This window comes from Pseudomonas sp. LBUM1674 (assembly GCF_059695635.1).
The window spans coordinates 568,263-589,151 of record NZ_CP166779.1 but is presented as its reverse complement, the minus strand read 5'-3'; the positions used below and the strand labels follow the sequence as shown (position 1 = coordinate 589,151).

At 58.7% G+C, this 20,889-nt stretch carries 23 protein-coding genes; 14 read left to right on the top strand and 9 right to left on the bottom strand.

Annotated features, from left to right (window positions below; translation table 11 throughout):
• Positions 1-6: 6 nt before the first annotated feature.
• Positions 7-1,131 (top strand): sensor histidine kinase, encoded by a 1,125-nt coding sequence (locus ACA067_RS02680; protein ID WP_497460501.1) that lies wholly within the window; start codon positions 7-9, stop codon positions 1,129-1,131.
• A gap of 82 nt (positions 1,132-1,213) precedes the next feature.
• Here the strand turns inward: ACA067_RS02680 and ACA067_RS02675 are convergent, their stop codons facing one another.
• Positions 1,214-1,519: a chaperone modulator CbpM gene (locus ACA067_RS02675; protein WP_497460500.1), complete on the bottom strand. Its 306-nt coding sequence runs from the start codon at positions 1,517-1,519 to the stop codon at positions 1,214-1,216.
• A 23-nt stretch (positions 1,520-1,542) separates the two neighbouring features.
• Positions 1,543-2,490, bottom strand: coding sequence for a DnaJ C-terminal domain-containing protein (locus tag ACA067_RS02670; protein ID WP_497460499.1), 948 nt, complete (start codon positions 2,488-2,490; stop codon positions 1,543-1,545).
• A 297-nt stretch (positions 2,491-2,787) separates the two neighbouring features.
• On the opposite strand from ACA067_RS02670, the gene ACA067_RS02665 reads away from it, so the two are divergent.
• On the top strand, positions 2,788-4,062 hold the full coding sequence (locus ACA067_RS02665) for an Hsp70 family protein (RefSeq protein ID WP_497460498.1): 1,275 nt from the start codon (positions 2,788-2,790) through the stop codon (positions 4,060-4,062).
• 141 nt (positions 4,063-4,203) lie between these two features.
• Here the strand turns inward: ACA067_RS02665 and ACA067_RS02660 are convergent, their stop codons facing one another.
• The 3 genes from ACA067_RS02660 to ACA067_RS02650 form a co-directional block, all read right to left on the bottom strand.
• Positions 4,204-5,217 (bottom strand): AI-2E family transporter, encoded by a 1,014-nt coding sequence (locus ACA067_RS02660; RefSeq protein WP_128874339.1) that lies wholly within the window; start codon positions 5,215-5,217, stop codon positions 4,204-4,206.
• Between the two features lie 249 nt (positions 5,218-5,466).
• Positions 5,467-5,772 (bottom strand): PsiF family protein, encoded by a 306-nt coding sequence (locus tag ACA067_RS02655; protein WP_497460497.1) that lies wholly within the window; start codon positions 5,770-5,772, stop codon positions 5,467-5,469.
• A 71-nt stretch (positions 5,773-5,843) separates the two neighbouring features.
• Positions 5,844-6,632, bottom strand: coding sequence for an AraC family transcriptional regulator (locus ACA067_RS02650; protein WP_497460496.1), 789 nt, complete (start codon positions 6,630-6,632; stop codon positions 5,844-5,846).
• Positions 6,633-6,728: 96 nt separating this feature from the next.
• Here ACA067_RS02650 and ACA067_RS02645 point away from each other — a divergent pair, with 96 nt between their 5' ends.
• The gene (locus tag ACA067_RS02645) at positions 6,729-7,616 is read left to right on the top strand and encodes a DMT family transporter (RefSeq protein WP_497460495.1); all 888 of its coding nucleotides are present in this window, start codon (positions 6,729-6,731) and stop codon (positions 7,614-7,616) included.
• 117 nt (positions 7,617-7,733) lie between these two features.
• Here the strand turns inward: ACA067_RS02645 and ACA067_RS02640 are convergent, their stop codons facing one another.
• The 3 genes from ACA067_RS02640 to ACA067_RS02630 form a co-directional block, all read right to left on the bottom strand.
• Positions 7,734-8,624, bottom strand: coding sequence for an esterase/lipase family protein (locus ACA067_RS02640; RefSeq protein WP_497460494.1), 891 nt, complete (start codon positions 8,622-8,624; stop codon positions 7,734-7,736).
• Positions 8,625-8,731: 107 nt separating this feature from the next.
• A complete protein-coding gene (locus tag ACA067_RS02635) occupies positions 8,732-9,037 on the bottom strand; it encodes a DMT family transporter (RefSeq protein ID WP_497460493.1) in 306 nt (101 codons plus the stop codon).
• The gene (locus tag ACA067_RS02630) at positions 9,038-9,676 is read right to left on the bottom strand and encodes an FMN-dependent NADH-azoreductase (RefSeq protein WP_497460492.1); all 639 of its coding nucleotides are present in this window, start codon (positions 9,674-9,676) and stop codon (positions 9,038-9,040) included.
• A 124-nt stretch (positions 9,677-9,800) separates the two neighbouring features.
• On the opposite strand from ACA067_RS02630, the gene ACA067_RS02625 reads away from it, so the two are divergent.
• From ACA067_RS02625 to ACA067_RS02610, 4 genes are all read left to right on the top strand, one after another.
• A complete protein-coding gene (locus ACA067_RS02625) occupies positions 9,801-10,733 on the top strand; it encodes a LysR substrate-binding domain-containing protein (RefSeq protein WP_497460491.1) in 933 nt (310 codons plus the stop codon).
• Positions 10,734-10,867: 134 nt separating this feature from the next.
• The gene (locus ACA067_RS02620) at positions 10,868-11,398 is read left to right on the top strand and encodes a ferritin-like domain-containing protein (RefSeq protein ID WP_150763626.1); all 531 of its coding nucleotides are present in this window, start codon (positions 10,868-10,870) and stop codon (positions 11,396-11,398) included.
• Positions 11,399-11,563: 165 nt separating this feature from the next.
• Positions 11,564-12,331: a hypothetical protein gene (locus tag ACA067_RS02615; RefSeq protein ID WP_497460490.1), complete on the top strand. Its 768-nt coding sequence runs from the start codon at positions 11,564-11,566 to the stop codon at positions 12,329-12,331.
• A gap of 73 nt (positions 12,332-12,404) precedes the next feature.
• Positions 12,405-13,070 carry a hypothetical protein gene (locus ACA067_RS02610; protein ID WP_497460489.1) on the top strand — a complete coding sequence of 222 codons (666 nt, stop codon included), beginning with the start codon at positions 12,405-12,407 and terminating at the stop codon, positions 13,068-13,070.
• A 76-nt stretch (positions 13,071-13,146) separates the two neighbouring features.
• On the opposite strand, the gene ACA067_RS02605 is transcribed toward ACA067_RS02610, so the two are convergent.
• Positions 13,147-15,216: an AsmA family protein gene (locus ACA067_RS02605; RefSeq protein ID WP_497460488.1), complete on the bottom strand. Its 2,070-nt coding sequence runs from the start codon at positions 15,214-15,216 to the stop codon at positions 13,147-13,149.
• A 387-nt stretch (positions 15,217-15,603) separates the two neighbouring features.
• Here ACA067_RS02605 and ACA067_RS02600 point away from each other — a divergent pair, with 387 nt between their 5' ends.
• From ACA067_RS02600 to ACA067_RS02570, 7 genes are all read left to right on the top strand, one after another.
• The gene (locus tag ACA067_RS02600; RefSeq protein ID WP_497460487.1) at positions 15,604-16,116 is read left to right on the top strand and encodes a WD40 repeat domain-containing protein; all 513 of its coding nucleotides are present in this window, start codon (positions 15,604-15,606) and stop codon (positions 16,114-16,116) included.
• A 173-nt stretch (positions 16,117-16,289) separates the two neighbouring features.
• Positions 16,290-16,922, top strand: coding sequence for a TetR family transcriptional regulator (locus tag ACA067_RS02595; protein ID WP_497460486.1), 633 nt, complete (start codon positions 16,290-16,292; stop codon positions 16,920-16,922).
• Between the two features lie 207 nt (positions 16,923-17,129).
• Complete coding sequence (ureE, locus tag ACA067_RS02590; RefSeq protein WP_497460485.1) at positions 17,130-17,630, top strand: urease accessory protein UreE; 501 nt, start codon at positions 17,130-17,132, stop codon at positions 17,628-17,630.
• A complete protein-coding gene (locus tag ACA067_RS02585) occupies positions 17,627-18,301 on the top strand; it encodes an urease accessory protein UreF (protein ID WP_497460484.1) in 675 nt (224 codons plus the stop codon). The genes ureE and ACA067_RS02585 overlap by 4 nt, the downstream gene beginning before the upstream one ends.
• Positions 18,302-18,324: 23 nt before the next feature.
• The gene (gene ureG / locus ACA067_RS02580) at positions 18,325-18,939 is read left to right on the top strand and encodes an urease accessory protein UreG (protein WP_008157381.1); all 615 of its coding nucleotides are present in this window, start codon (positions 18,325-18,327) and stop codon (positions 18,937-18,939) included.
• A 35-nt stretch (positions 18,940-18,974) separates the two neighbouring features.
• A complete protein-coding gene (locus ACA067_RS02575; protein WP_497460483.1) occupies positions 18,975-19,547 on the top strand; it encodes a HupE/UreJ family protein in 573 nt (190 codons plus the stop codon).
• Between the two features lie 188 nt (positions 19,548-19,735).
• Positions 19,736-20,863, top strand: coding sequence for an AGE family epimerase/isomerase (locus tag ACA067_RS02570; protein ID WP_497460482.1), 1,128 nt, complete (start codon positions 19,736-19,738; stop codon positions 20,861-20,863).
• Positions 20,864-20,889: the final 26 nt, after the last annotated feature.

Below are 20,889 nucleotides of genomic sequence, written 5' to 3'. Positions count from 1 at the left end.
CCAGCCATGCGTTTATCTGAATTCATCGTGCAGCACGTCGATCGCATCGTTGATGAATGGGAAACATTTGCCGAAACCATCAGCGTCGACGATTCGCTGGACCGCACGACATTGCGCGATCACGCAAAGTCGATCCTGCTCGCCGCATCAGCCGATATGCGTAAGGCACAGACCGCCAGCGAACAGGCGGCCAAAGCCAAAGGCGAAGGCCCGGAGAAAACCCCGAGCCTGGACCGGGCCGCGGCCTGTCATGGCGAGCTGCGCCACAACGTCGGGTTCGATCTGGTGCAAATGACGTCCGAGTTCCGCCATTTGCGCGCCTGCGTGATCCGTCTGTGGGTCGACAGCCTGGAATCGCCGGACATGACCTATTTCCAGGACATGATCCGTTTCAACGAAGCGATCGACGAAGCCCTCGCCGAGTCCACCGCGGCCTATGCCGAACAGGTCAATCGCTCGCGAGATATCTTTCTGGCAATCCTCGGCCACGACCTGCGTGCGCCGCTGCAAGCGGTGAGCATGTCCACCGAACTGCTGCTGCGCAAGGCGAAGCTCGAAGGCGATGCGCTGACGTGCGCGATCAACATCAAGCGCGGTGCGCGGCACATGGCGGTGATGGTCGGCGATTTGCTGGAGCTGGTGCGCAGTCGCCTGGGCAAGAGCCTGCCGATCGAGCCTGTGCCCATGGACCTGGCCGACGCGGCCCATGCCGCGATTGCCGAAGCCTGTGCAGGAAACCCGGAATGCGATCCGACACTGAACAAATCGGGAGACACCCGAGGCGTCTGGGATGCCGGGCGCCTGGATCAACTCCTGCAAAACCTGATCGGTAACGCATTGCAGCATGGTTTGAACAAGCGGGATGTGACGATAAGCCTCACTGGCGAGCCAGATACGGTTCGTCTCACGGTGCACAACTACGGCACGCCGATTCCCGAGAATGCCATTGGCACCATCTTCGATCCTTTGGTACGCAATGCCGATGAAGAGCTCGGCCAGCCCTCCACCAGCCTCGGCCTGGGCCTGTTTATCGTCAAGGAAGTGGTCAACGCCCACGCGGGGACGATCGAGGTCAGCTCCAATGAGGCCAACGGCACGCTATTTACCGTGGTGTTGCCCCGCCAGATCTGAAACAAGGGCTTTGTGCAGGAGCTGCCGCAGGCTGCGATCTTGCCCCTACGGTCAGCAGTCCGTACATCAGGATGTTGAGAGGTTATTCCACCACCAACCGCCCCAACCGCTGCTTCAACATCCGATTCTCCGCCCTTAGCTGCTGGACCTCTTCAAGCAGGTCCAGCGCCAGGGCAACACCTTCCCACTCCAGCTCCAGGTCGTGCCGCAGCTTGGCGGCACGCTTGGCCAGCGCCAGCTCATAAGCGTTGAAACGCCAATCCTTGGGCTCTTCGCCCTGAGGTTCGAGGATGCCGTGCTCGACGATTTCGATCACGTAGACGTCCGACAGGTCGGTCGCCTCACAGAATTCTGCCATGTCCAGTTGAACGATCAGGGGGTTGCTCATGATGGGCTACTCCGTCTCTTGGATCAGAAGTGTTCTCGTGGATTGAAAGCGGCTTTTTTCGCCAGTTCCTGCCACAGCGCCTTGACCTCGTCGTCCGAGGTTTTCGGCATGACGGCCTTGAGTTGCACGAACAGGTAACCACGCTCGCCGGTCTTGTTCATCAGGCCGTGGCCTTTGGCGCGCATGCGCTGGCCGTTCTGGCTGCCGGCCGGGATCTTGAGATTGATCCTGCCGGTCAGGGTCGGCACCGCGACTTCAGTGCCCAGCGCCAGCTCCCACGGTGCCAGTGGCAGCGTGATGATCAAATTCTCGCCTTCCACATCGTATTTCGGGTGCGGCGCAAAACGGATGATCAGATACAGGTCGCCATTGGCCCCGCCGCCGACACCCGGTGCACCCTGGCCCTTGAGGCGGATACGCTCGCCGTCGGCCACGCCGGCCGGGATCTTCACGTTCAGGCTTTTGCTGGTATTGCTGACATGCTGGCCGGCAGCGTTGTACTGCGGCACCTGGAAGGTGACCTTCTTCGACTCGTTCGACAGGGTTTCTTCCAGAAAAACCGCTAATTCCATTTCCACGTCTTGCCCTCGACGTCCGGTGCTGCGACGCGACTGTCCACCATTAAAACCAGGACCGCGGCCGCCGAAGATCGAACTGAAGAAGTCCGAAAAATCGCCCGTGTCCTGACCACCACCGAAACCGCCAGCGCCTCGCCCCTGCCAACCCGGCGGCCCCTGGAACGGTTGGCCGTGCTGGCCGTACTTGCGCAAGTCGTCGTATTCGGCGCGCTTGTCCGCACTTTTCAGCGCCTCATAGGCTTCCGACGCGTCCTTGAACTTGGCCTCGGCGTCCTTTTCCTTGCTGACATCGGGGTGGTATTTGCGCGCCAGCTTGCGATAGGCGGCCTTGATCGCCTTATCGTCTGCTGTCGGCTCCACACCGAGAATCTTGTAATAGTCTTTGAAGTCCATCGAAGGAATCACCATCCGTTATCGATATCGCGCCACCTGCCAGAGCATGCACTTATTTGCAGCGCAGGGTTTGACCGATCTCAAGGTTGTGACCGGGCAGCGCATCAGAAGTTTATCGGCAGCAGTGGGCGGTTTTTGCGACCGTCCTGTGGCTGCCAGGCCCAATGCAGACAAGTTTGGGGCAAAGGATAGTCTTTCAAGGCGCTAATAGCTGAGATTTAGCGGATAGTCGGCCTTCGAATCTGTGCCGCGGTGACATACACTGCGCGGCCGTTTTTTAACCGGAACCTGAAAGACATGAAAAACGCATCTCCAGCCCGTGCCTGTGGTATCGACTTCGGCACGTCCAACTCCACCGTCGGCTGGCTGCGCCCCGGCATGGAAACGCTGATCGCGCTGGAGGACGACAAGATCACCCTGCCGTCAGTGGTCTTCTTCAATATGGAGGAACGTCGCCCGGTGTACGGTCGGCTGGCGCTGCACGAGTACCTCGAAGGCTACGAAGGCCGCCTGATGCGCTCGCTAAAGAGCCTGCTGGGCTCCAAGCTGATCAAGCACGACACCAGCGTCCTTGGCACCGCGATGCCGTTCAAGGACCTGCTCGGGCTGTTCATCGGCCAATTGAAGAAGCGCGCTGAAACGGCCGCCGGGCGGGAGTTCGATGAAGTGGTACTGGGTCGTCCGGTATTCTTCGTCGACGACGATGAGATGGCCGATCAGGAAGCGGAAAACACCTTGGTGGATGTGGCCCGCGCCATCGGTTTCAAAGATGTGTCGTTCCAGTACGAACCGATTGCAGCGGCGTTCGACTATGAGTCGACCATCGAAAAGGAAGAGTTGGTGCTGATCGTCGACATCGGCGGTGGTACCTCCGACTTCTCGCTGGTGCGCCTGTCTCCTGAGCGCCGCGACCACGACAACCGTCATGACGACATCCTCGCCACCGGTGGCGTGCACATCGGCGGGACCGATTTCGACAAGCAGCTGAGCCTGCAGGGCCTGATGCCGCTGTTCGGCTACGGCAGCCGCATGAAGAGCGGCGCCTACATGCCCACCAGCCACCACATGAACCTGGCGACCTGGCACACCATCAACTCGGTGTACTCGCAGAAGTCGACCCTGGCCCTGGGCAGCATGCGTTACGACATCGAAGACACCGGCGGCATCGACCGTCTGTTCAAGCTGATCGACCAGCGCGCCGGGCATTGGCTGGCCATGGAAGTGGAAGAAACCAAGATCCAGCTGACCCACACCGACAGCCGCCATGTGCCGCTGGACCGCATCGAGCCGGGATTGAGCGTGGAGCTGAGCCGGGCACTGTTCGAATCGGCCATCGACAACCTGCTCGAGCGCGTGCGCAACAGCGTCACGCAGTTGCTCAACGATGCCAATGTGCGGGTCGATCAGGTGGATACGGTGTTCTTCACCGGTGGCTCGAGCGGGATTCCGGCGCTGCGCAACAGTGTTTCGGCGATGTTGCCGAATGCGCGGCATGTGGAGGGGAACATCTTTGGCAGCATTGGTAGCGGGTTGGCGATTGAGGCAATGAAGCGTTACGGCGCGATGGATTGATCTGAGACCGAGTCGCGCCCTTCGCGGGCAAGCCCGCTCCCACAGGTTTTGTGTCGTTCGCCGGCATTGGGCACGACACCGAACCTGTGGGAGCGAGCCTGCCCTCGAAAGCGTCGGATCAGGCAACACATCTCTACCTGATCAAACCATCCCCACCTGCTTCAATTCACTCTTCAGATACGCATAATAAATCGGCCCTGCCACCACCCCCGGCAGGCCGAATGCGGCCTCGAACACCAGCATTGCCAACAGCAACTCCCACGACTTGGCACTGATCTGCCCGCCAACAATGCGCGCATTGAGGAAGTATTCGAGCTTGTGGATAACGATCAGGTAACCCAGCGCCGCCACCGCCACCCAGATCGACAGCGACAAACCGACAATGGTGATCAGGGTATTCGACATCAGGTTGCCGATCACCGGCAACAAGCCGAGCAGGAAGGTCAGCACGATCAGGGTCTTGGTCAGCGGCAGCTTGATGCCGAACATCGGCAGAACCACCGCCAGAAAAATCCCGGTGAAGAAGGTGTTGAGCAGGGAAATCTTGATCTGGGCGAACACGATGTTACGAAACGCCTGGACCAGCAGGTGTAAACGATCGAAGAGTGCGGCTGCCAGAGGCTTGCGCTTGGTCACGTCCGGCACCCGCTGCAAGGCAATGATCGCCCCCAGCACCATGCCGATCAGCAGCGTCACGAACATGTGCGCCGCGTCCTTGCCCACCAGCTGCAAGTCACTCAGGTGCTTGCTCATCCACTCGCCGATCGCCACGCGGAATTCGGCGGCACTGGCAGGCAGATAGGCGTCGATGAACGGCGGCAGTTGCCCCCGCGCCCGGTCGACCACGCCCATGAATTTGTCGAGGGAAGCGCCGGGGTTTTCCGCCTCATGCAGCAGAAAGCTGATCGCGCCGGCAAAGATCAACGCCAGCACACTCACCACTAATGTGCCCAGCAACGCCACCGCCAGCCAGCGCGCACGCCGACCTTCGATCAGCCGCTGCAACTGCGGGGTGAGCATGTTGACCAGTTCGAACACCAGCAGCCCGGCCAGCAGGCTGGGCAGCAGTCGCAACGGGATCACCAGCAGCAAACCACCAAAGATGATGACCCAACTGATTATCAGCAAGACTTGGCGTTGAGAAAACGTTGGCATACAGCCTCAAAACGAACGGCGTAAAAGGATTGGCAGTCTGCCAGCGTTCCGGTGACAGCACTAGGGATTGTGTAGGTCGACCTTTGTCGGACTTTCAGCGTTCTTTCAGGCCTCATCGCGGGCAAGCCCGCTCCCACAGGGATCTCGACGCCTGCACATTCTTTGTGCAGCACAGATACCTGTGGGTGCGGGCTTGCCCGCGATGGGGCCAGCATGGTCACCGCAAATATCTCGCCCCTAGCCGATGACTTATTTTTTCTTCAGGCACTCACTCATGAACGCCTTGCGCGCATCGCCCTTGAGCGCCTGGGTCGCGGCATCGGCGTTGCAGGTTTTCATCTTTTCTTGCTGGGGAGTCATGGGTTTGGCGGCATCCGCTGCCGGCGCAGCTTTGAGGCAAGTGCTCATGAAGGCCTTGCGCTCATCGCCCTTGAGGCTTTTTGCGGTGGCGTCGGCGTTGCAGGTCGTCATCTTGTTCTGTTGGTCAGTGGCGGCGAAACCTTGGGCGCACATCAGTACACCGATCATCAACAAAGGGACATGCAACATCTTCATGGAGTTTTCTCCTTGTTGCCGCAGCGAGGGGCGCGGCCTCGTCTGCAGTGTAGACAACACCTGTTACACCTTCATCGGCGCTCCAGGTGGCTGCGTCGATACTGCTCCGGTGTGCATCCGGCCTGGCGTTGAAACATCGCGATAAACGCCGACCCTGTGCTGTAGCCCATGTCGAAAGCGATTTCCTGGATGCTGCGATGGCTGTCCAGCGCTTCAATCGCCGCCAGAAAGCGAAAACGCTGGCGCCACTCGCCAAAACTCATGCCCAACTCGCGCACAAACTGCCGCGCCAGGGTCCGTTCGCTGACGTGAATCTGCGCCGCCCAGTATGCCAAAGGTCGATTGTCGCCCGGTTCCGCCTGCAAGGATTCCAGAATCCCGAGCAATCCGGGGCTGCTGGCATAGGGCAAGAAACACTCATGCACCGGTGCCTGTTGCAGCTGGTCCACCAGCACTTGGGCCAGACGCTTGTCGGCTTCATGCTCGGGAATTTTCACATCCCGGGTGGCAAAGTCCTTGAGGATCGCTTTGAGAATGTCGCTGATCGCCAGCGTACAGGCCTGTTGCGGCAGGTCGTGGCACAAGATCGGAGCCAGACAGACCGCACGATAATTGATCGGCTGATTGCTGTAGAAACTGTGCTCGGTCTGCGGCGGTACCCACACCGCGTATTGCGGCGGTGACATGAAGCGGCTGCCGCCGATTTCCATGTGCAGTACGCCGTGGGCCGAATACTCCAGCGTGCCCCAGGGATGACGGTGAGCCGAGGCGTAGCGGTGCGCATCGAAGTCGGCATAACGGAAGTACACCGGCGAAGGCAGTTCGCTGAAATCCAGCAGGTCAATGTGTTTGCTGTTCATGCTGTCTGTCATCAGGGGCAGGTTGTCCGGATCTCAGTATAGGCTTGTATCCAGACAGGAGATAATCACGCCTCATTAATGTTCTGGTTTTTTCCAATGCAATACGCTTATCCCCTGCTGGCCATTTTCATTTGGGCCGGCAACACCGTGATCACCAAAATGTCGGCTGGAGCGATTTTCCCCGCCGAGATTGGCTTCTACCGCTGGCTGCTGGCAGGGATCCTGTTCACGCCATTCATGCTCAAACCGGTGATCACCCATTGGCCGGCGATCCGCCCAAACCTGGGCAAGATCTTCATCCTCGGTGTGCTGGGCATGGCGGTCTATCAAAGCCTGGCGTATTTCGCCGCGACGCTGACCTCGGCCACGAACATGGGGATCATCCTGTCACTGATGCCACTGATGTCGCTGGCCATGGCGATCATCAGCCTCGGCCAGCGCCTGACCGCTGGTGCGTTGGCCGGTGCCGTACTGTCGCTTGCGGGAGTTTTGGTGGTGGTGTCGTCCGGCAGCCTCAGTGCATTGCTCGAGCACGGGGTAAACCTGGGCGACGCGATGATGCTGATCGCTACCCTGGCCTATGCGATCTACAGCACCCTGCTGAAAAAGTGGCAACTGCGCTTGCCACCGCTGGTGTTGCTGTATTTGCAGGTGCTGGTGGCGGTGGTCGTGCTGTTTCCACTGTTCCTGGCCTCACCGAAAATCGGCCTGACTCTGCAAAACATTCCGCTGGTGGTGTACGCCTGCCTGCTCGCCTCGATGATTGCGCCGCTGGCGTGGATGCAGGCGGTTATGCGCCTGGGGCCGAGCCGGACCACACTGTTTTTCAATCTGCTGCCGTTGATCACGGCGTTGATTGCGGCGGTGGTGCTGCACGAGCAATTGGCGACATATCACCTGGTGGGTGGGGTGTTGACCTTGGGTGGGGTGATTCTGTCGGAACGTTGGACCACCGTGTTGGGCCGTAAGGTCAGCATTGCCTGATCTGGCGCCATCGCGGGCAAGTCGGATCGCCGCACCGCCGCTCCCACAAGTCACGCGCGGTCCCTGTGGGAGCGGGCTTGGTCTGGGCGGCATTCCGACGATGAACGATAACGCGGTCTAAACCCCCGCTGCTTTCAACCGCGCCGCATGCTCGACAAACAACCGAACCGGCTCCGCGCCTTTGCCCACCAACCCCAGCGACTGATTGACGATGTCGAAGTGATCCAGCGGGTACTCATCGCCAATCACCGTCCCGAGGTGCGAGCTGTACCGCCCGACCATCCCGTCGCAATGCCCGACTTCGCGCACGAAGGTCCTGGCAAATAACCGGCAACTGCGGTTAGTCCCGTCAAACAGATTGCGCCCCCGATCGGTTTTCCCCGGCTGCAAGGTCCCGGACCAGGAGTAATAGCGCACGCCGTTGACCTCTTCCGGCCCCTGCCCGCCCCAGGTTTGCGGCAACCCCTGTGGATAATGCTGATTGAACAGCGCCACACCCTCAGTGGTCAGCGATTGATGCGAAGCCGGGATATCCACGGGCAGCTTCGGCCCGCGATAGCCGGTTTCCAGCAGGCTCATCAACGCGTTGATCAGCCACAGCAAAAAGCCCAGCAGCCGACCCTTGGCGCTGTCTGTCGGGTAGTGCCTGTGCAGGTAATCCGCCAGCTCCGAACCGTGATTGGGCCCGGCCACCGACGTGACCGAGGCGACCCGATCCGGGCGTTTGGCGGCGGCATAACGGGCGGTGAGCGAGCCCTGGCTATGGCCGATCAGATTGACTTTCTCGGCCCCGGTTTCCCGCACAATCTCCTCGATCCGCGCCAGCAGTTGCTCACCGCGCACCTCGGTTGAGTTGAGCGGCGATACCTGCACCGCAATCACGGTCGCCCCATCCCGGCGCAGCGCCGAGATGATCCCGTACCAGTACGGATAGAGCAGCAGACGGATAAACCCGAGCATTCCCGGGACCAGTACCAACGGGTACCGGGTGGCAGAACCTTGTGACATGGGCAACATCCTTGTGATCGGTGAGATGAAGCAAGGCGGCAGGCAAAACATCCGCCAAGCTTCGACATCGAATATGACGACTCGACGACCAGTCTATGACAATCGCCCTATTTCAACCCCACCACTCCCGCCACAATCAACCCCACCGACACCAATTTAACGGCCGTCAGGCTTTCTCCGAGCAGCGCGAACCCCAGGAATACGGTGCCCAGTGAGCCAATGGCGGTCCAAATCGGGTAAGCGATGCTCACCGGCAGCTCGCGCATGGCCAGAGTCAGGAAGTAAATCCCGCCCACCGCGGCTGCCACCGTGATCAGCGAGGGCCAAAGTCGAGTGAAGCCATCGGCGTACTTCATGCCCATGGCGAAGGTGACTTCGAACCCGGCGGCGATCAGTAAAAACAGCCAGGCCATCTAGAACTCCCTGGCCAGTGTGAGTAAACGCTGCTCGGCCTCGGCCGCGGAAATCTGAAAAGTGCGCTCGGCGGACTCTTCACCCTCGGCGGCCACCACCGTGATGTCGGTAATGCCAATGAAACCCAACGCCGTGCGCAGCAACGGATCGGCATGGTTCATGGCTTCCAGTTCACCACCAGGCCCGAAACCGAATCCGCCCCGACTGGTGACGATCAGGGCCTTTTTTCCGCGTACCAGCGGTTCATATTGGGCGACGCCGTTGTCCAGGGTGTGATTGAAGGTCAACCCAAGCCGTACGACCTGATCGATCCAGGCTTTCAGGCCGCTGGGCACGCTGAAATTGTGCATCGGCGTGGAGATAACCAGCAAATCATGACCAAGCAGCTCGCCAACCAACTCATCGCTGAATGCCAGATCGGCCTGCATCGACAGCGGCCGCGCCTCGGGGTCGGGATAAAACGCCGCGGCGACGAAGGCTTCATTGACCGGCGGAATGAGGGCCCTGCCGACTTCGCGGCGGGTCAAATGTGATTGCGGATGGCTGGCCTGCCAGGCCGAAAGAAACACCTCAGCCAAGCGCCGGGAGTGAGAACGCTCGCCACGGGGACTGGCGTGAATGGCTAGAATTTTTCTCATCTGAATCTCCTGAAGGATTAAACTCAATCTGCTTGTGTCTTGCAGATTGCAGCGCGAAGCCGTCCCTCTTCAAATGAACAAAAATCATTCTGGATGAATTGATTTCATTTATGGAGTTATTAATATGTTTGCCTCGCTGCCGCTCACTGCCCTGCGTGCCTTTGAATCCGCTGCACGCTTGTTGAGCTTCAAGGCTGCTGCTGAAGAGCTCTCGGTAACCCCAACCGCGGTTTCCCATCAGATTCGTTCGCTGGAGAGCTGGCTCGGTGTGCCGCTGTTCGAGCGGCTGCCACGACAAGTGCGCCTTACCGCGTGCGGTGAACGGCTATTCCACAGCCTGCACGGCGCCTTGCTGGACATTGCGCAAAGCGTCGACACTTTGCGCCCGCAACGCAGCGTTGCGAGCCTGACGATTTCCACCACCGCCGCTTTCGCCGCCCTCTGGCTGGTGCCACGTCTTGGACGCTTTTACGCCTGCCACCCTACGATCAGCCTGCGGCTCGACACTCATTGCGAGGTCGTCGACTTGCATCAGGACGCCAGCGTCGACCTGGCAGTGCGCTACAGCCTCGATGACTATCCGAACCTTTATGGCTTGTGCCTTTTCGACGAATCCTTCGGTGTCTATGGCTCGCCGGAACAAGTGGCCTTGGCCGGGCGGCGGGCACCCACGCTGATCAGCGTACGCTGGCACAATTCCAGGCTCTACGCCCATGGCTGGGTTGCCTGGTGCGCGCAGTCCGGCGAAACCTGGCTGACGGGGCAACCGGCGGTCCGGGAATACGATGAAGAACATTACGCCCTGCAAGCCGCCATCGCCGGGCAAGGCCTGGTGCTGGCGAGTAATATTCTGGTATCCGAGAGTGTGTCCAGCGGTTTACTGGTGGCTTATCGGGGCGACATTCAGGTCAACGGTGCCGGGTACAGCGCTCTTTGCGTGCCGGGTCGCGAACGGCATCCGCCGGTCCGGGCGTTTTTTGCATGGCTGCAGGAAGAAGCCCGATTGTCTGGCCTGATGCCCGGATCGCAGGCTTTCCCCGCACGCATTTCCCTGTAGGAGCCGCCGCAGGTTGCGATCTTTTCCAATGCCAAAATACATAAAACTTTTTGTGTCCCTCATTACTCACACCTTAAGTAGCGATCACTTCCACAGAAGGTGACGCAAAACGGATTAGCCTCCAGGAGATCGAGATGAGCGACATGCATTTGTCTGATGTAACCACCCTGCGCGAACGTGCGCGCAAGAACGTCGAGAACGGTGCCGTGACCGAAAGCTACAGCGCCGACCGTGAAGAAGTGCTACGTCTGCTCAACGAATCGCTGGCCACCGAACTGGTCTGCGTATTGCGCTACAAACGTCACTACTTCATGGCCAACGGGCTCAAAGCCCAGGTCGCCGCCGACGAATTCCTCGAGCACGCGACCCAGGAAGCCCAACACGCCGACCGCCTGGCCGAACGCATCGTGCAGCTGGGTGGTGAACCCGAGTTCAACCCCGACCTGCTGTCGAAAAACTCCCACGCACAATACGTGGCCGGCAATTCGCTCAAGGAAATGGTCTATGAAGACCTGGTCGCCGAGCGCATCGCCATCGACAGCTACCGCGAGATCATTCAGTACATCGGCGAACAAGACCCTACTACCCGCCGCATCTTTGAAGACATTCTGGCTCAGGAAGAAGAGCATGCGGATGACATGGCCGATATTCTGAAAGACCTATAATCCTCAGTAAAAGCCTCATCGCGCCAATCGCGATGAGGCTTTTATTTATACTCCAGCAAACTCAAACCTTAAGTTACAAACCACATCTAGACTTTATTCAATATGGACTTATTCTAACGACCACAACCCGTCGGTTGTTTAATAAAACAAGTAAAGGAATACAGTATGCACGTAGAAGAACGACTTGAATTCGTTGACTCTTTACCCGCACTGCCAGTTTCTGACGAACTGATTATTACGCCTCGCTCATTTGCCAGCGCACCAGCGCATGACATTAACAAACCCACCGCCAGTGTCATGCCCGACACCATTGATGCATTTCTGCCTGGCGTTTCAAAGGACATCATTGACGACGTCAACCTATGCAAGTTAGTGATGCAAAATGCCGCCACCAAACTCTATCCGGACGACGCGCAAATTTTTGAGTGGTACAAATACTATGTAGACGGTCTGGACAAGCTGGGCTGGGTCATTCAAAACAAAAACTTACAAGAAATCACCATTCAAAAAATTGGACTGACCATGGATCAGATCGCTCTTGAAATCGCAGCAAGTCTGATCGGAGCTCCTGCGGCTGCAACGCTCGCAGTTGTTGCAAAACAGGCAGTAGATCTCGTGCAAAAAGATCCTGGCGCCATCAAAATCTTTGACCGCAATAGCCAACTCGGAAAACAATCAAAGTTCGACATTGCGCCGGTCTGGGTGGATAAAAACAACCAGCCGAACATGGTACTCAACTGCATCTCCCTAGACGCGCGCGAAAGCACTAGCGGCATCCTGTTCTGGAAATCCACCAAGCAGTCCACCACGATAAAATCCGGTGCCGTGCGCACCTACCTTGACACCAACACGTTTTCGCGCCTGCGTAGCGACCTTTACAACAAGTACACTGAAGCCGGAAAACAGTTCATTAAAGATCTTCCCGATTTTTAATGAACTCTAAATAATTGAATCGGCAAAAAATGCCGATTCAACCACTTCCCGCTTTACATTTGGACAAGGACTCATGGACAGATCAACTTTCGATCTCTATCTTGTTGCTGAAAACCTCATGGTTTTTTGCAACACACCTGATGACACTTTCAAGAGCGACGTTATAAATTCAAGTTTATATGCAAAGCTGGTGGCAGCACAGCGAAGTAGTTCCCGGGAAAAATCCTGGTCAACCTATAAGGAACTTGTCGGCAATCTCAAATGGACGTTGAATAGCCAGGTGGTCCAGCGAAGCGAGTTCATCCCTGGCAGCTTACTGGATCTCGTAGTGAAAAGCTCCGGAAGCGCCCTACCCGCTCATGACAAAAAAATTCTGGCTAACGCTTTTTCGCAACTAAAACGGCTGAAAAGCGATTCCTCGGCAATCGAAAAATTGATCGAAAAAATGAACGCTAATAGTTCCGGTGCTACCTTCGGCACTTATACAGAACTGACCATCGTTCTCAGCGACAAGACGGTATTGAGTCTGCAGATTGCGTTCGACACAACCCTCCCGATTGATATCGATATCCTGAGCCAACCTCTGATGCTGCCCATTGATGATGGAAAACCCAATATCTATTTGCTGCACAGTACGCTCGACGAGCGTCAATACAGCCTGATCAGAGATACCATTGTAAAAAAACTGGGTAGCCAAATTGAAACAGGATTGCTACCTATCCCACGCACATCCGCATGACGTCGAGAAATATCCCAACGACTGACAGTGATTGCTCCCGGACGCAAAAACCGGGAGTCATCAACTTTGATGCAAATCAGTTTTTAACCGTCTTTGGCGCTTTGCCTGCCTTCATCTGCTCCAACAGCGGCGCACACTGATTCGGCTCGCCTCCGCTAGGGGCCACCAAGGCCAGCAATCCAGCCGCCGGCGCGGCAATCACACCCAATGCCACCATCCCCGCACCACGCAACAGCAGCGGTACCGCCTTCACGCCGGCATCCGGCTTGATGAACTTGCCCCGCACGTACAGCGGCGAACGCAACGAGATCAAACGCCAACCCTTGGATTCCGGAGAAATGGTCAGGTCCAGTTGCTCAGTCGCCATGTTCGCCGTGCCATCGATATAGATAATCGCGTTCTCGGTGTCGAAGACAAACAGCTGCGAGGTTGCCAGACCGGTCTTGATGTCGAAATTGGCGGCCGCGCAGTTTATCTTCACTTCCTTGTCGCCAAAGATCTTGCCGACCACATAGTTGCCGACGTTCAGCCCGGCCAGCTCCATCAACTCGCGACTGATGGCGCCGTCGTTGATCAGCATCTTCAGGTTGCCGTTGGCGCTGCCCAGCAATTTGGCCACCGAGTTACCACGCCCGGTGATGTCGGCGTCGCCATTGAGCTCACCGAAACTGGTTTTCATCGGTTCGAACGTCGGGAACAGCTGCTTGAGCTTGAATCCGCGAGCAGTGAGTTGCGCCCGGCCTTCCAATGGCTCGGTGTGACCGTTCAGGCGAATCTGCGCATCCAGCTTGCCACCCGCCACGCCAAAGCGCAGCGGTTCCAGGCTGAGCACGCCGTCCGTCAGCACCACATGGGTATAAAGGTCGTTGAACGGCAGTTTTTCACTGTGGACGATGCGTTTGCCGGTGAATTCGACGTCGGCATCCATATCGCGCCAGCGCTCGGTCTTGAACTCTTCGACCGGCAATACTTTGTCCGCCGGTTGCTTGCTTTCGCCGCCACGGGCTTTTTGCTTGGCGTTCGAGTCGGCGCCGATCAAGGGCGCCAGGTCGGCAAACAGCAATTGATCGGAAACCAGCGAGCCGCTGAGTTTCGGCCGTGGCTGGCTGGCGACATAGGCCAGGCTGCCATGGATATCGCTCGCGCCGATCTTGCCGTTGAACGCTTCGTAGCGGAACACAGCGCCACCGGGCTCATGGAGCTTGGCGATCAAATGACCGTCGGTGGCATAGGGTGGCGTATCCGGCAGGGTCACGCCGGTCAACGGGTAGAGATTGCCGAGGCTGGTACCGGCCAGTTTCAGCCGTAAGTCCAACGCACCGAGGTTCAGCGGATCGGTCAGGGTGCCGGCCAGCTCGACACGGGTGTCGGCGATCTTGACCTGGGCCTGGAGCGGAAACGGCCTGGTCGCATCCTGCAAGGCCAGCAGGCCGCCAATCTTGCCTTCGCCTGCCAGTCCCTGGTTGTGGTAGTGGCCCTTGACCTTCAGGGCGAACGCGTAATCCTGGGGGGCGGCGCCCTTCTCCTGCGCGGTTTTCGCCGCTTTGTCACCGACGATATCGCTGAATGGAATCGGTTTGCCCAACGGATCGATGATCAGGTCAAGCTGTGTCTTCAGGCTCTGGTCGTCAAGGGTGACGTGGCCCTTGTCGAAGCCGATCGCGCCAATGTCCACCACCCAGTTCGAAGGCTCGGCGTCAGGATCCTTGGGATCGAACTTGAATGTCCAGTTGGCGCGGCCGTCAGCCAGACGCTGCAGCTCGGCATTGGGCTCGGTGAGGTCGATGCGCGGGATCACCACGCGTTGGGCCAGCAAGGCCAAAGGTGAAATGCGCAGTTCGACGCGTTTGAGGGTGACCATCTGCGGCTGCTTCGACCAGTCCGGGTTGCCCAGGCTCAGGTTCTCGGCCACTACATGCGGCCACGGCACCCAGGCCCGCCAGCCACCTTCGTCGGGTTCGCGCTGCCACATGACCGCCAGGTTGCCATTGATGGCGAACGGGCGGTGCAGCTCTTCAGACACTTTGGCATTGAGTGGAGGTTTGATCCGGTTCCAATCGAAGAACGCGATGACCAGAACCAGTACGGCCAGCAAGACAACCAGGCTGGCAACCGTCCAGAGAAGAGTTTTACGAGTGCGCGTCATTGCACAGAGCTCCTGATACGACTGAGCGCCCTGACTGCGACGCATGTGTGAAACGTTAGGCCAGAACCGGCCTGCCATGACATCTAGGACTGAAAAACCGGCCGCAGGTTTAATGGAAAGACTGATTCGCACATAAATAGCCGTTCGGTCACGGGCTTATCCCCCGCTTCAGCGTTACCGCAACCGCACTTTTGCGTGACGCGAGTGAGTCGAAAATACCCACATCTGTGCAAAACCTTCCTGCGAAAACACCCGTTCTAGAGCCTTTTCAGCGAACAATCAATTCCGTTGATTATTACCATTGCGTTTATGAACTTTTATATCGACTTATCGAGAGTAACATTGCCCTCGTACCCACTTTATCGCCCTCCTACGGAGCATCCAATCATGAAACGCCAATTACTGCTTAGCCTTACTCTCTCAATGCTGGCCAGCACTGCTTTTGCCCTGCCGGCAGCTGACCAGGCCACTCCGCAAGTGAAATTCAGCCACTCGGTATTCAGCCAAACCGTCGCCGAAGGTGGCAATGATCGCCTGAAAGAAAAAGGCCTGATCACTCAAGATGGCTCGGATCGCACGCCACAAGGTCAAACCCTGGCCGCTGACGGTTCCGATCGCACGCCACAAGGTCAAACCCTGGCCGCTGACGGTTCCGATCGCACCCCACAAGGTCAAACCCTGGCCGCTGACGGTTCCGATCGCACCCCACAAGGTCAAACCCTGGCCGCTGACGGTTCCGATCGCACCCCACAAGGTCAAACCCTGGCCGCTGACGGTTCCGATCGCACGCCACAAGGTCAAACCCTGGCTGAAGGCGGTTCCGATCGCACCCCACAAGGTCAAATCCTGGCTGAAGGTGGTGGTGACCGCGTCATCGAACGCAACAGCGCCTTGAGCTAAGCCCATGGCGGCCCTGAAAAAAAGCCCAATCCACGGATTGGGCTTTTGACTTTATTGCGCTTCTCTTTATACACGCCGTACTTCCCCGCAAGATCCCCCGATAGACGTTCGACGCCGGCAAAGCCTATTTGCTAGAGTGCGTCGCTGTCCCTCTCCAGAAAAACACCCTTGCGATGCTGCCCCGCGCCGAACAGAAACAACAGACCCGCTACGCCCTGATGGACGCTGCCCGCCACTTGATGGAATGCGGCCGAGGATTCGGCAGCCTGAGCCTGCGCGAAGTGGCCAGGACCGCCGGCATTGTTCCTACCGGTTTCTACCGGCATTTCGCCGACATGGATGAACTGGGCCTGGTGCTGGTCAGCGAAGTCGGTCAGACCTTCCGCGAAACCATCCGCCTGGTGCGCCACAACGAGTTCGTCATGGGCGGCATCATCGACGCTTCTGTGCGAATCTTTCTCGACGTGGTGTCGGCCAACCGTTCGCAATTCCTGTTTCTGGCCCGCGAGCAATACGGTGGCTCGCTGCCGGTGCGCCTGGCCATCGGTCGTTTGCGCGAAGACATCAGCTCGGACCTGGCGGCTGATTTGTCGCTGATGCCGAAACTGCAACACCTCGATATCGCCGCTCTCAGCGTGATGGCCGATCTGATCGTCAAGAGCGTGTTTGCGACCTTGCCAGACATCATTGACCCGCCGGCGCAGGCACTGCCCGAACATCTGACGCCGCAGGCGAAGATTACCCAGCAGCTGCGCTTCATCTTTATCGGGTTAAAGCATTGGCAGGGGCTCGGAAGTACCGAATAGCTCCGACCAAGTAGCTCCGACGGTGTATGGACGAGTTTTGTGTGCGTCGCAAATTGGTGCATCGCACTCGTCCTCGCACCAAATTAATTCAGTTTTCTGCTTCACGCCCAAACGTCTTACAGGCTTCGACGCCTATTTCCTACACATCGCTCTATTGGCAAGCCCCTTGCTCTAGCCTGACTATTGTTCATTGCTGGAAGCCTTCCGATGCTGGTGATTCATCGCAGAATCGACCCTCAACCCGTCTGGGCCGCCGAATTGCACCTGACCTTCGAGGCCCGGAGCAAAAGCCGTCTGCGCTGTTTCAGTGCCGAGGGTGAAGACGTCGGATTGTTTTTGGAGCGCGGTCAACCGCCGCTTTATGACGGCGAATGTCTGCAGGCCGAAGACGGGCGCATCGTCCGTGTCCGCGCCCGAGCCGAACAATTGCTGCATGTCACCTGCGCCAATGCGTTCGAACTGACCCGCGCCGCCTATCACCTGGGAAACCGCCACGTGGCCCTGCAAGTCGGGGATGGCTGGCTGCGTCTGCTCGATGACTATGTGCTCAAGGCCATGCTCGAACAACTGGGGGCCAGGGTCGAGGACAGCGAAGCGCCGTTTCAGCCGGAACACGGTGCCTACGGCGGTGGCCATCACCCTTCACGCCACGGCGACGAAGATTTCAACTACCCACCGAAACTGCACCAGTTCGGCGTGCGTTCATGAATCCAGCCTGGGCGCTGCTGCGTCTGGCCAGTCCGCAATTGCCGATTGGTGGCTACAGCTATTCCCAAGGCCTGGAAATGGCTGTGGATAACGGCCGTGTCAATGATCCCGACAGTGCACGACGCTGGATCAGCGATCAACTGCTGCTGAACCTGGCACGCTTTGAAGCGCCGCTGCTGCTCGCCCATTGCACGGCCGCGGCCGAGGAAAACTGGGCCGAACTGCTACAGCGATGTGAGGAGCATCGCGCGAGCCGGGAAACCCGCGAGCTGCACCAGGAAAGCCGGCAAATGGGTTATTCCCTGCAGCAACTGCTCAATGGCTTGCCGGAACTGGATGCCTCGGCCCGCGCCTTCCTCGAACAACACCCGGAACCACACCTGGCCCTCGGTTGGGCGCTGGCCGCTCGCGCCTGGCACATCAGTGCGCAAGACGCGCTGGCGGCATGGCTCTGGAGCTGGCTGGAAAACCAACTGGCCGTGTTGATGAAAACCCTGCCCCTGGGCCAGCAAGCCGCGCAACGCCTGACCAGCGAACTGCTGCCACTGCTGCAACAGGCCCAGCAAAACGCCACCCGAATCAACCCCGAACACTGTGGCAGCGCCGCTTTCGGCTTGTCGCTGGCCTGCATGGCCCATGAGCGCCAATACAGCCGTCTGTTCCGTTCCTAGGGCCTTTTAATTTGGAGAATCACATGAACACACAACCTCTGCGTGTCGGCATCGGCGGCCCGGTCGGTTCCGGCAAAACCGCGCTGACCCTGGCCCTGTGCCTGGCCCTGCGCGACCGCTACAACCTGGCGGTGGTGACCAACGACATCTACACCCGCGAAGACGCCGACTTTCTGGTGCGCAACGAAGCACTCGCACCAGAACGGATCATCGGTGTGGAGACCGGCGGCTGCCCGCATACGGCGATCCGCGAAGACGCTTCGATCAACCTGGAGGCCGTGGATCAATTGAACCGCCGCTTTCCAGGGCTCGACCTGATTCTCGTGGAATCCGGTGGCGACAATCTTTCGGCGACGTTCAGCCCGGAACTGTCCGACCTGACCATTTACGTGATCGACGTGTCGGCTGGCGACAAGTTACCGCGCAAGGGCGGGCCGGGAATCTGCAAATCAGACTTGCTGGTGATCAATAAAATCGATCTCGCGCCGCTGGTAGGAGCATCGCTGGAATTGATGGATAGCGACACCAAACGCATGCGTAACGGCAAGCCGTTTGTGTTCAGCAACCAGAAAACCGGCTTGGGACTGGAGGAAATCATCGCCTTCATCGAACGCCAGGGCCTGCTGACCGCGGCCTGACCTCGCTCAACTGTTATCCACAAGGAAGCTTATCCATGACACTTAAACGCATTCTGGGCGCCATGGCCCTGCTGCTGACGCCGGCTGTCGCCTTCGCCCACCCGGGTCATGGCGATAACGGTTTGATCGCTGGCATCAGCCATCCAATCGGAGGTCTCGATCATTTGCTGGCGATGGTTGCAGTCGGGCTATGGGCTGCGCAGCAGAAAGGCGCCGCGCGGTGGGCGTTGCCGTGCACCTTCGTCGGCACCATGCTGCTGGGTGGGCTGCTGGGCTTTGAAGGACTGAACCTGCCGGCGCTGGAAAGCGGGATTGCGGCATCGGTTCTGGCGCTGGGCCTGGCGGTGGCTTTGGCGGTGCGGCCGCCGTTGAGCCTGGCGGTGGGCGCGACCGCGTTGTTCGCGCTGTTCCATGGTGTGGCACATGGGTTGGAGTTGCCGGACATGTCGAGTCCTTGGGTGTATGCGGCGGGTTTTGTGGCGGCAACGGCAGTGTTGCATGCGGCGGGTTATGCAGTGGTTCGAGTGCTGCCTCAAGCGGCCGCACCATTGATTCGGCTGGCGGGTGCGGGTTCGGCGGCGACTGGTGCCTGGTTGCTGGCGGTTTGATTCTCTAGTGCCTGAACCGGCCTCATCGCGGGCAAGCCCGCTCCCACGGAATTTTGTCGGATCGCGGTATGCGGACGACGAATAACCTGTGGGAGCGGGCTTGCCCGCGAAGGCGGTCTAACAGACACCGCATCTCTCAGGCCTGCTACCATGTCGCGCAATCAACCCTGCCGTGACGACGCCAGCCAATGCCGCATGTTCCCCGCTCCGCCTCCCAGCCTGAATTGACCGCACTGTTCGCCCTGGTGCAACAGCACTTTCTGGACGTGATCGTGCCGCTCTGGCAAGGACCCGGCTGGAACCCCGACATGGCGCTGCCGTATGAGGCACTGGACGCCAGTCATCAACCGCTGCCTCCTCAACGCTATCGGGCGATGGCATGTGCGCGGCAGCTGTATCTGTTTTCCAGCCTGATCGGCCAGGTGCCAGACGCCGAAGAACGCGCCGCGGCGCTGTTCCATTCCTTGCAGCAGCATTTTCACGATGCCGAACACGGTGGCTGGTTCTACAGCATCGACCCGCACGGAGCACCGCTGGATCAGCGCAAAGACCTCTACACCCACGCTTTCATCCTCTTCGCTTGCGCCCATTATTGGGACAAGATTCGTGATCCTCGGGTGGAGGCGGTGCTGAAGGCTGCACTGCAAGTGATTGCACAGCGTTTTGCCACGGGTGACGGCCTGTACGAAGCCAGCCTTGATCGTGACTGGTCATTGCTGGACACCGGACCGCTGCAGAATCCTCTGATGCACCTGGCCGAAGCCTTCCTCGCCACGCTGTCGGTGCGCGAAGACAACGCCGTGCAAGACGCGCTCGTCGATTTATGTACAGCCATGCACGAGCGCTTTATCGATCCGCAACACGATGTGTTGATGGAAAAACCGCTGGGGGCTGTGGATAACTGGTTTGAACCGGGGCATCAGTTCGAGTGGTATTTCCTTCTGGAGTCTTCGCCGTTACTGCGCGGTTCGGCATTGCACACGTCACTGGAGCGCGCCTTCGCGTTCACCGAGCAACTGGGCGTCGATCAACAGACAGGCGCAGTGCGGGCGATGCTCACTCTGGAGGGTCTTTCCAAGGATGCCACCCAACGCATCTGGGCTCAGGCTGAGTACCTGCGCGCCCTGACCCTGCGCCCGAACAGCGAGAACGCGGTGCTACAGCAGTTACAGGCATTGCAGCAGCGCCATCTGCATGCAAACGGCTGGTATGAGTGTCGGGATGAGCAGGGTGAAGTGAGTCGTCAGGATATGCCTTCGACCACGCCGTATCACTTGGCGACCTGCTATCGCGGCTTGGCCGATTATCTCGGCTGACTGTCCGGCCGCTTTCGCGAGCAGGC

Excerpts from the sequence above, each read along its gene's own strand:
- ACA067_RS02680 (WP_497460501.1), top strand. The coding sequence starts at position 7 with ATGCGTTTATCTGAATTCATCGTGCAGCACGTCGATCGCATCGTTGAT.
- ACA067_RS02675 (WP_497460500.1), bottom strand. The coding sequence starts at position 1,519 with ATGAGCAACCCCCTGATCGTTCAACTGGACATGGCAGAATTCTGTGAG.
- ACA067_RS02670 (WP_497460499.1), bottom strand. The coding sequence starts at position 2,490 with ATGGACTTCAAAGACTATTACAAGATTCTCGGTGTGGAGCCGACAGCA.
- ACA067_RS02665 (WP_497460498.1), top strand. The coding sequence starts at position 2,788 with ATGAAAAACGCATCTCCAGCCCGTGCCTGTGGTATCGACTTCGGCACG.
- ACA067_RS02660 (WP_128874339.1), bottom strand. The coding sequence starts at position 5,217 with ATGCCAACGTTTTCTCAACGCCAAGTCTTGCTGATAATCAGTTGGGTC.
- ACA067_RS02655 (WP_497460497.1), bottom strand. The coding sequence starts at position 5,772 with ATGAAGATGTTGCATGTCCCTTTGTTGATGATCGGTGTACTGATGTGC.
- ACA067_RS02650 (WP_497460496.1), bottom strand. The coding sequence starts at position 6,632 with ATGAACAGCAAACACATTGACCTGCTGGATTTCAGCGAACTGCCTTCG.
- ACA067_RS02645 (WP_497460495.1), top strand. The coding sequence starts at position 6,729 with ATGCAATACGCTTATCCCCTGCTGGCCATTTTCATTTGGGCCGGCAAC.
- ACA067_RS02640 (WP_497460494.1), bottom strand. The coding sequence starts at position 8,624 with ATGTCACAAGGTTCTGCCACCCGGTACCCGTTGGTACTGGTCCCGGGA.
- ACA067_RS02635 (WP_497460493.1), bottom strand. The coding sequence starts at position 9,037 with ATGGCCTGGCTGTTTTTACTGATCGCCGCCGGGTTCGAAGTCACCTTC.
- ACA067_RS02630 (WP_497460492.1), bottom strand. The coding sequence starts at position 9,676 with ATGAGAAAAATTCTAGCCATTCACGCCAGTCCCCGTGGCGAGCGTTCT.
- ACA067_RS02625 (WP_497460491.1), top strand. The coding sequence starts at position 9,801 with ATGTTTGCCTCGCTGCCGCTCACTGCCCTGCGTGCCTTTGAATCCGCT.
- ACA067_RS02620 (WP_150763626.1), top strand. The coding sequence starts at position 10,868 with ATGAGCGACATGCATTTGTCTGATGTAACCACCCTGCGCGAACGTGCG.
- ACA067_RS02615 (WP_497460490.1), top strand. The coding sequence starts at position 11,564 with ATGCACGTAGAAGAACGACTTGAATTCGTTGACTCTTTACCCGCACTG.
- ACA067_RS02610 (WP_497460489.1), top strand. The coding sequence starts at position 12,405 with ATGGACAGATCAACTTTCGATCTCTATCTTGTTGCTGAAAACCTCATG.
- ACA067_RS02605 (WP_497460488.1), bottom strand. The coding sequence starts at position 15,216 with ATGACGCGCACTCGTAAAACTCTTCTCTGGACGGTTGCCAGCCTGGTT.
- ACA067_RS02600 (WP_497460487.1), top strand. The coding sequence starts at position 15,604 with ATGAAACGCCAATTACTGCTTAGCCTTACTCTCTCAATGCTGGCCAGC.
- ACA067_RS02595 (WP_497460486.1), top strand. The coding sequence starts at position 16,290 with ATGCTGCCCCGCGCCGAACAGAAACAACAGACCCGCTACGCCCTGATG.
- ureE (WP_497460485.1), top strand. The coding sequence starts at position 17,130 with ATGCTGGTGATTCATCGCAGAATCGACCCTCAACCCGTCTGGGCCGCC.
- ACA067_RS02585 (WP_497460484.1), top strand. The coding sequence starts at position 17,627 with ATGAATCCAGCCTGGGCGCTGCTGCGTCTGGCCAGTCCGCAATTGCCG.
- ureG (WP_008157381.1), top strand. The coding sequence starts at position 18,325 with ATGAACACACAACCTCTGCGTGTCGGCATCGGCGGCCCGGTCGGTTCC.
- ACA067_RS02575 (WP_497460483.1), top strand. The coding sequence starts at position 18,975 with ATGACACTTAAACGCATTCTGGGCGCCATGGCCCTGCTGCTGACGCCG.
- ACA067_RS02570 (WP_497460482.1), top strand. The coding sequence starts at position 19,736 with ATGCCGCATGTTCCCCGCTCCGCCTCCCAGCCTGAATTGACCGCACTG.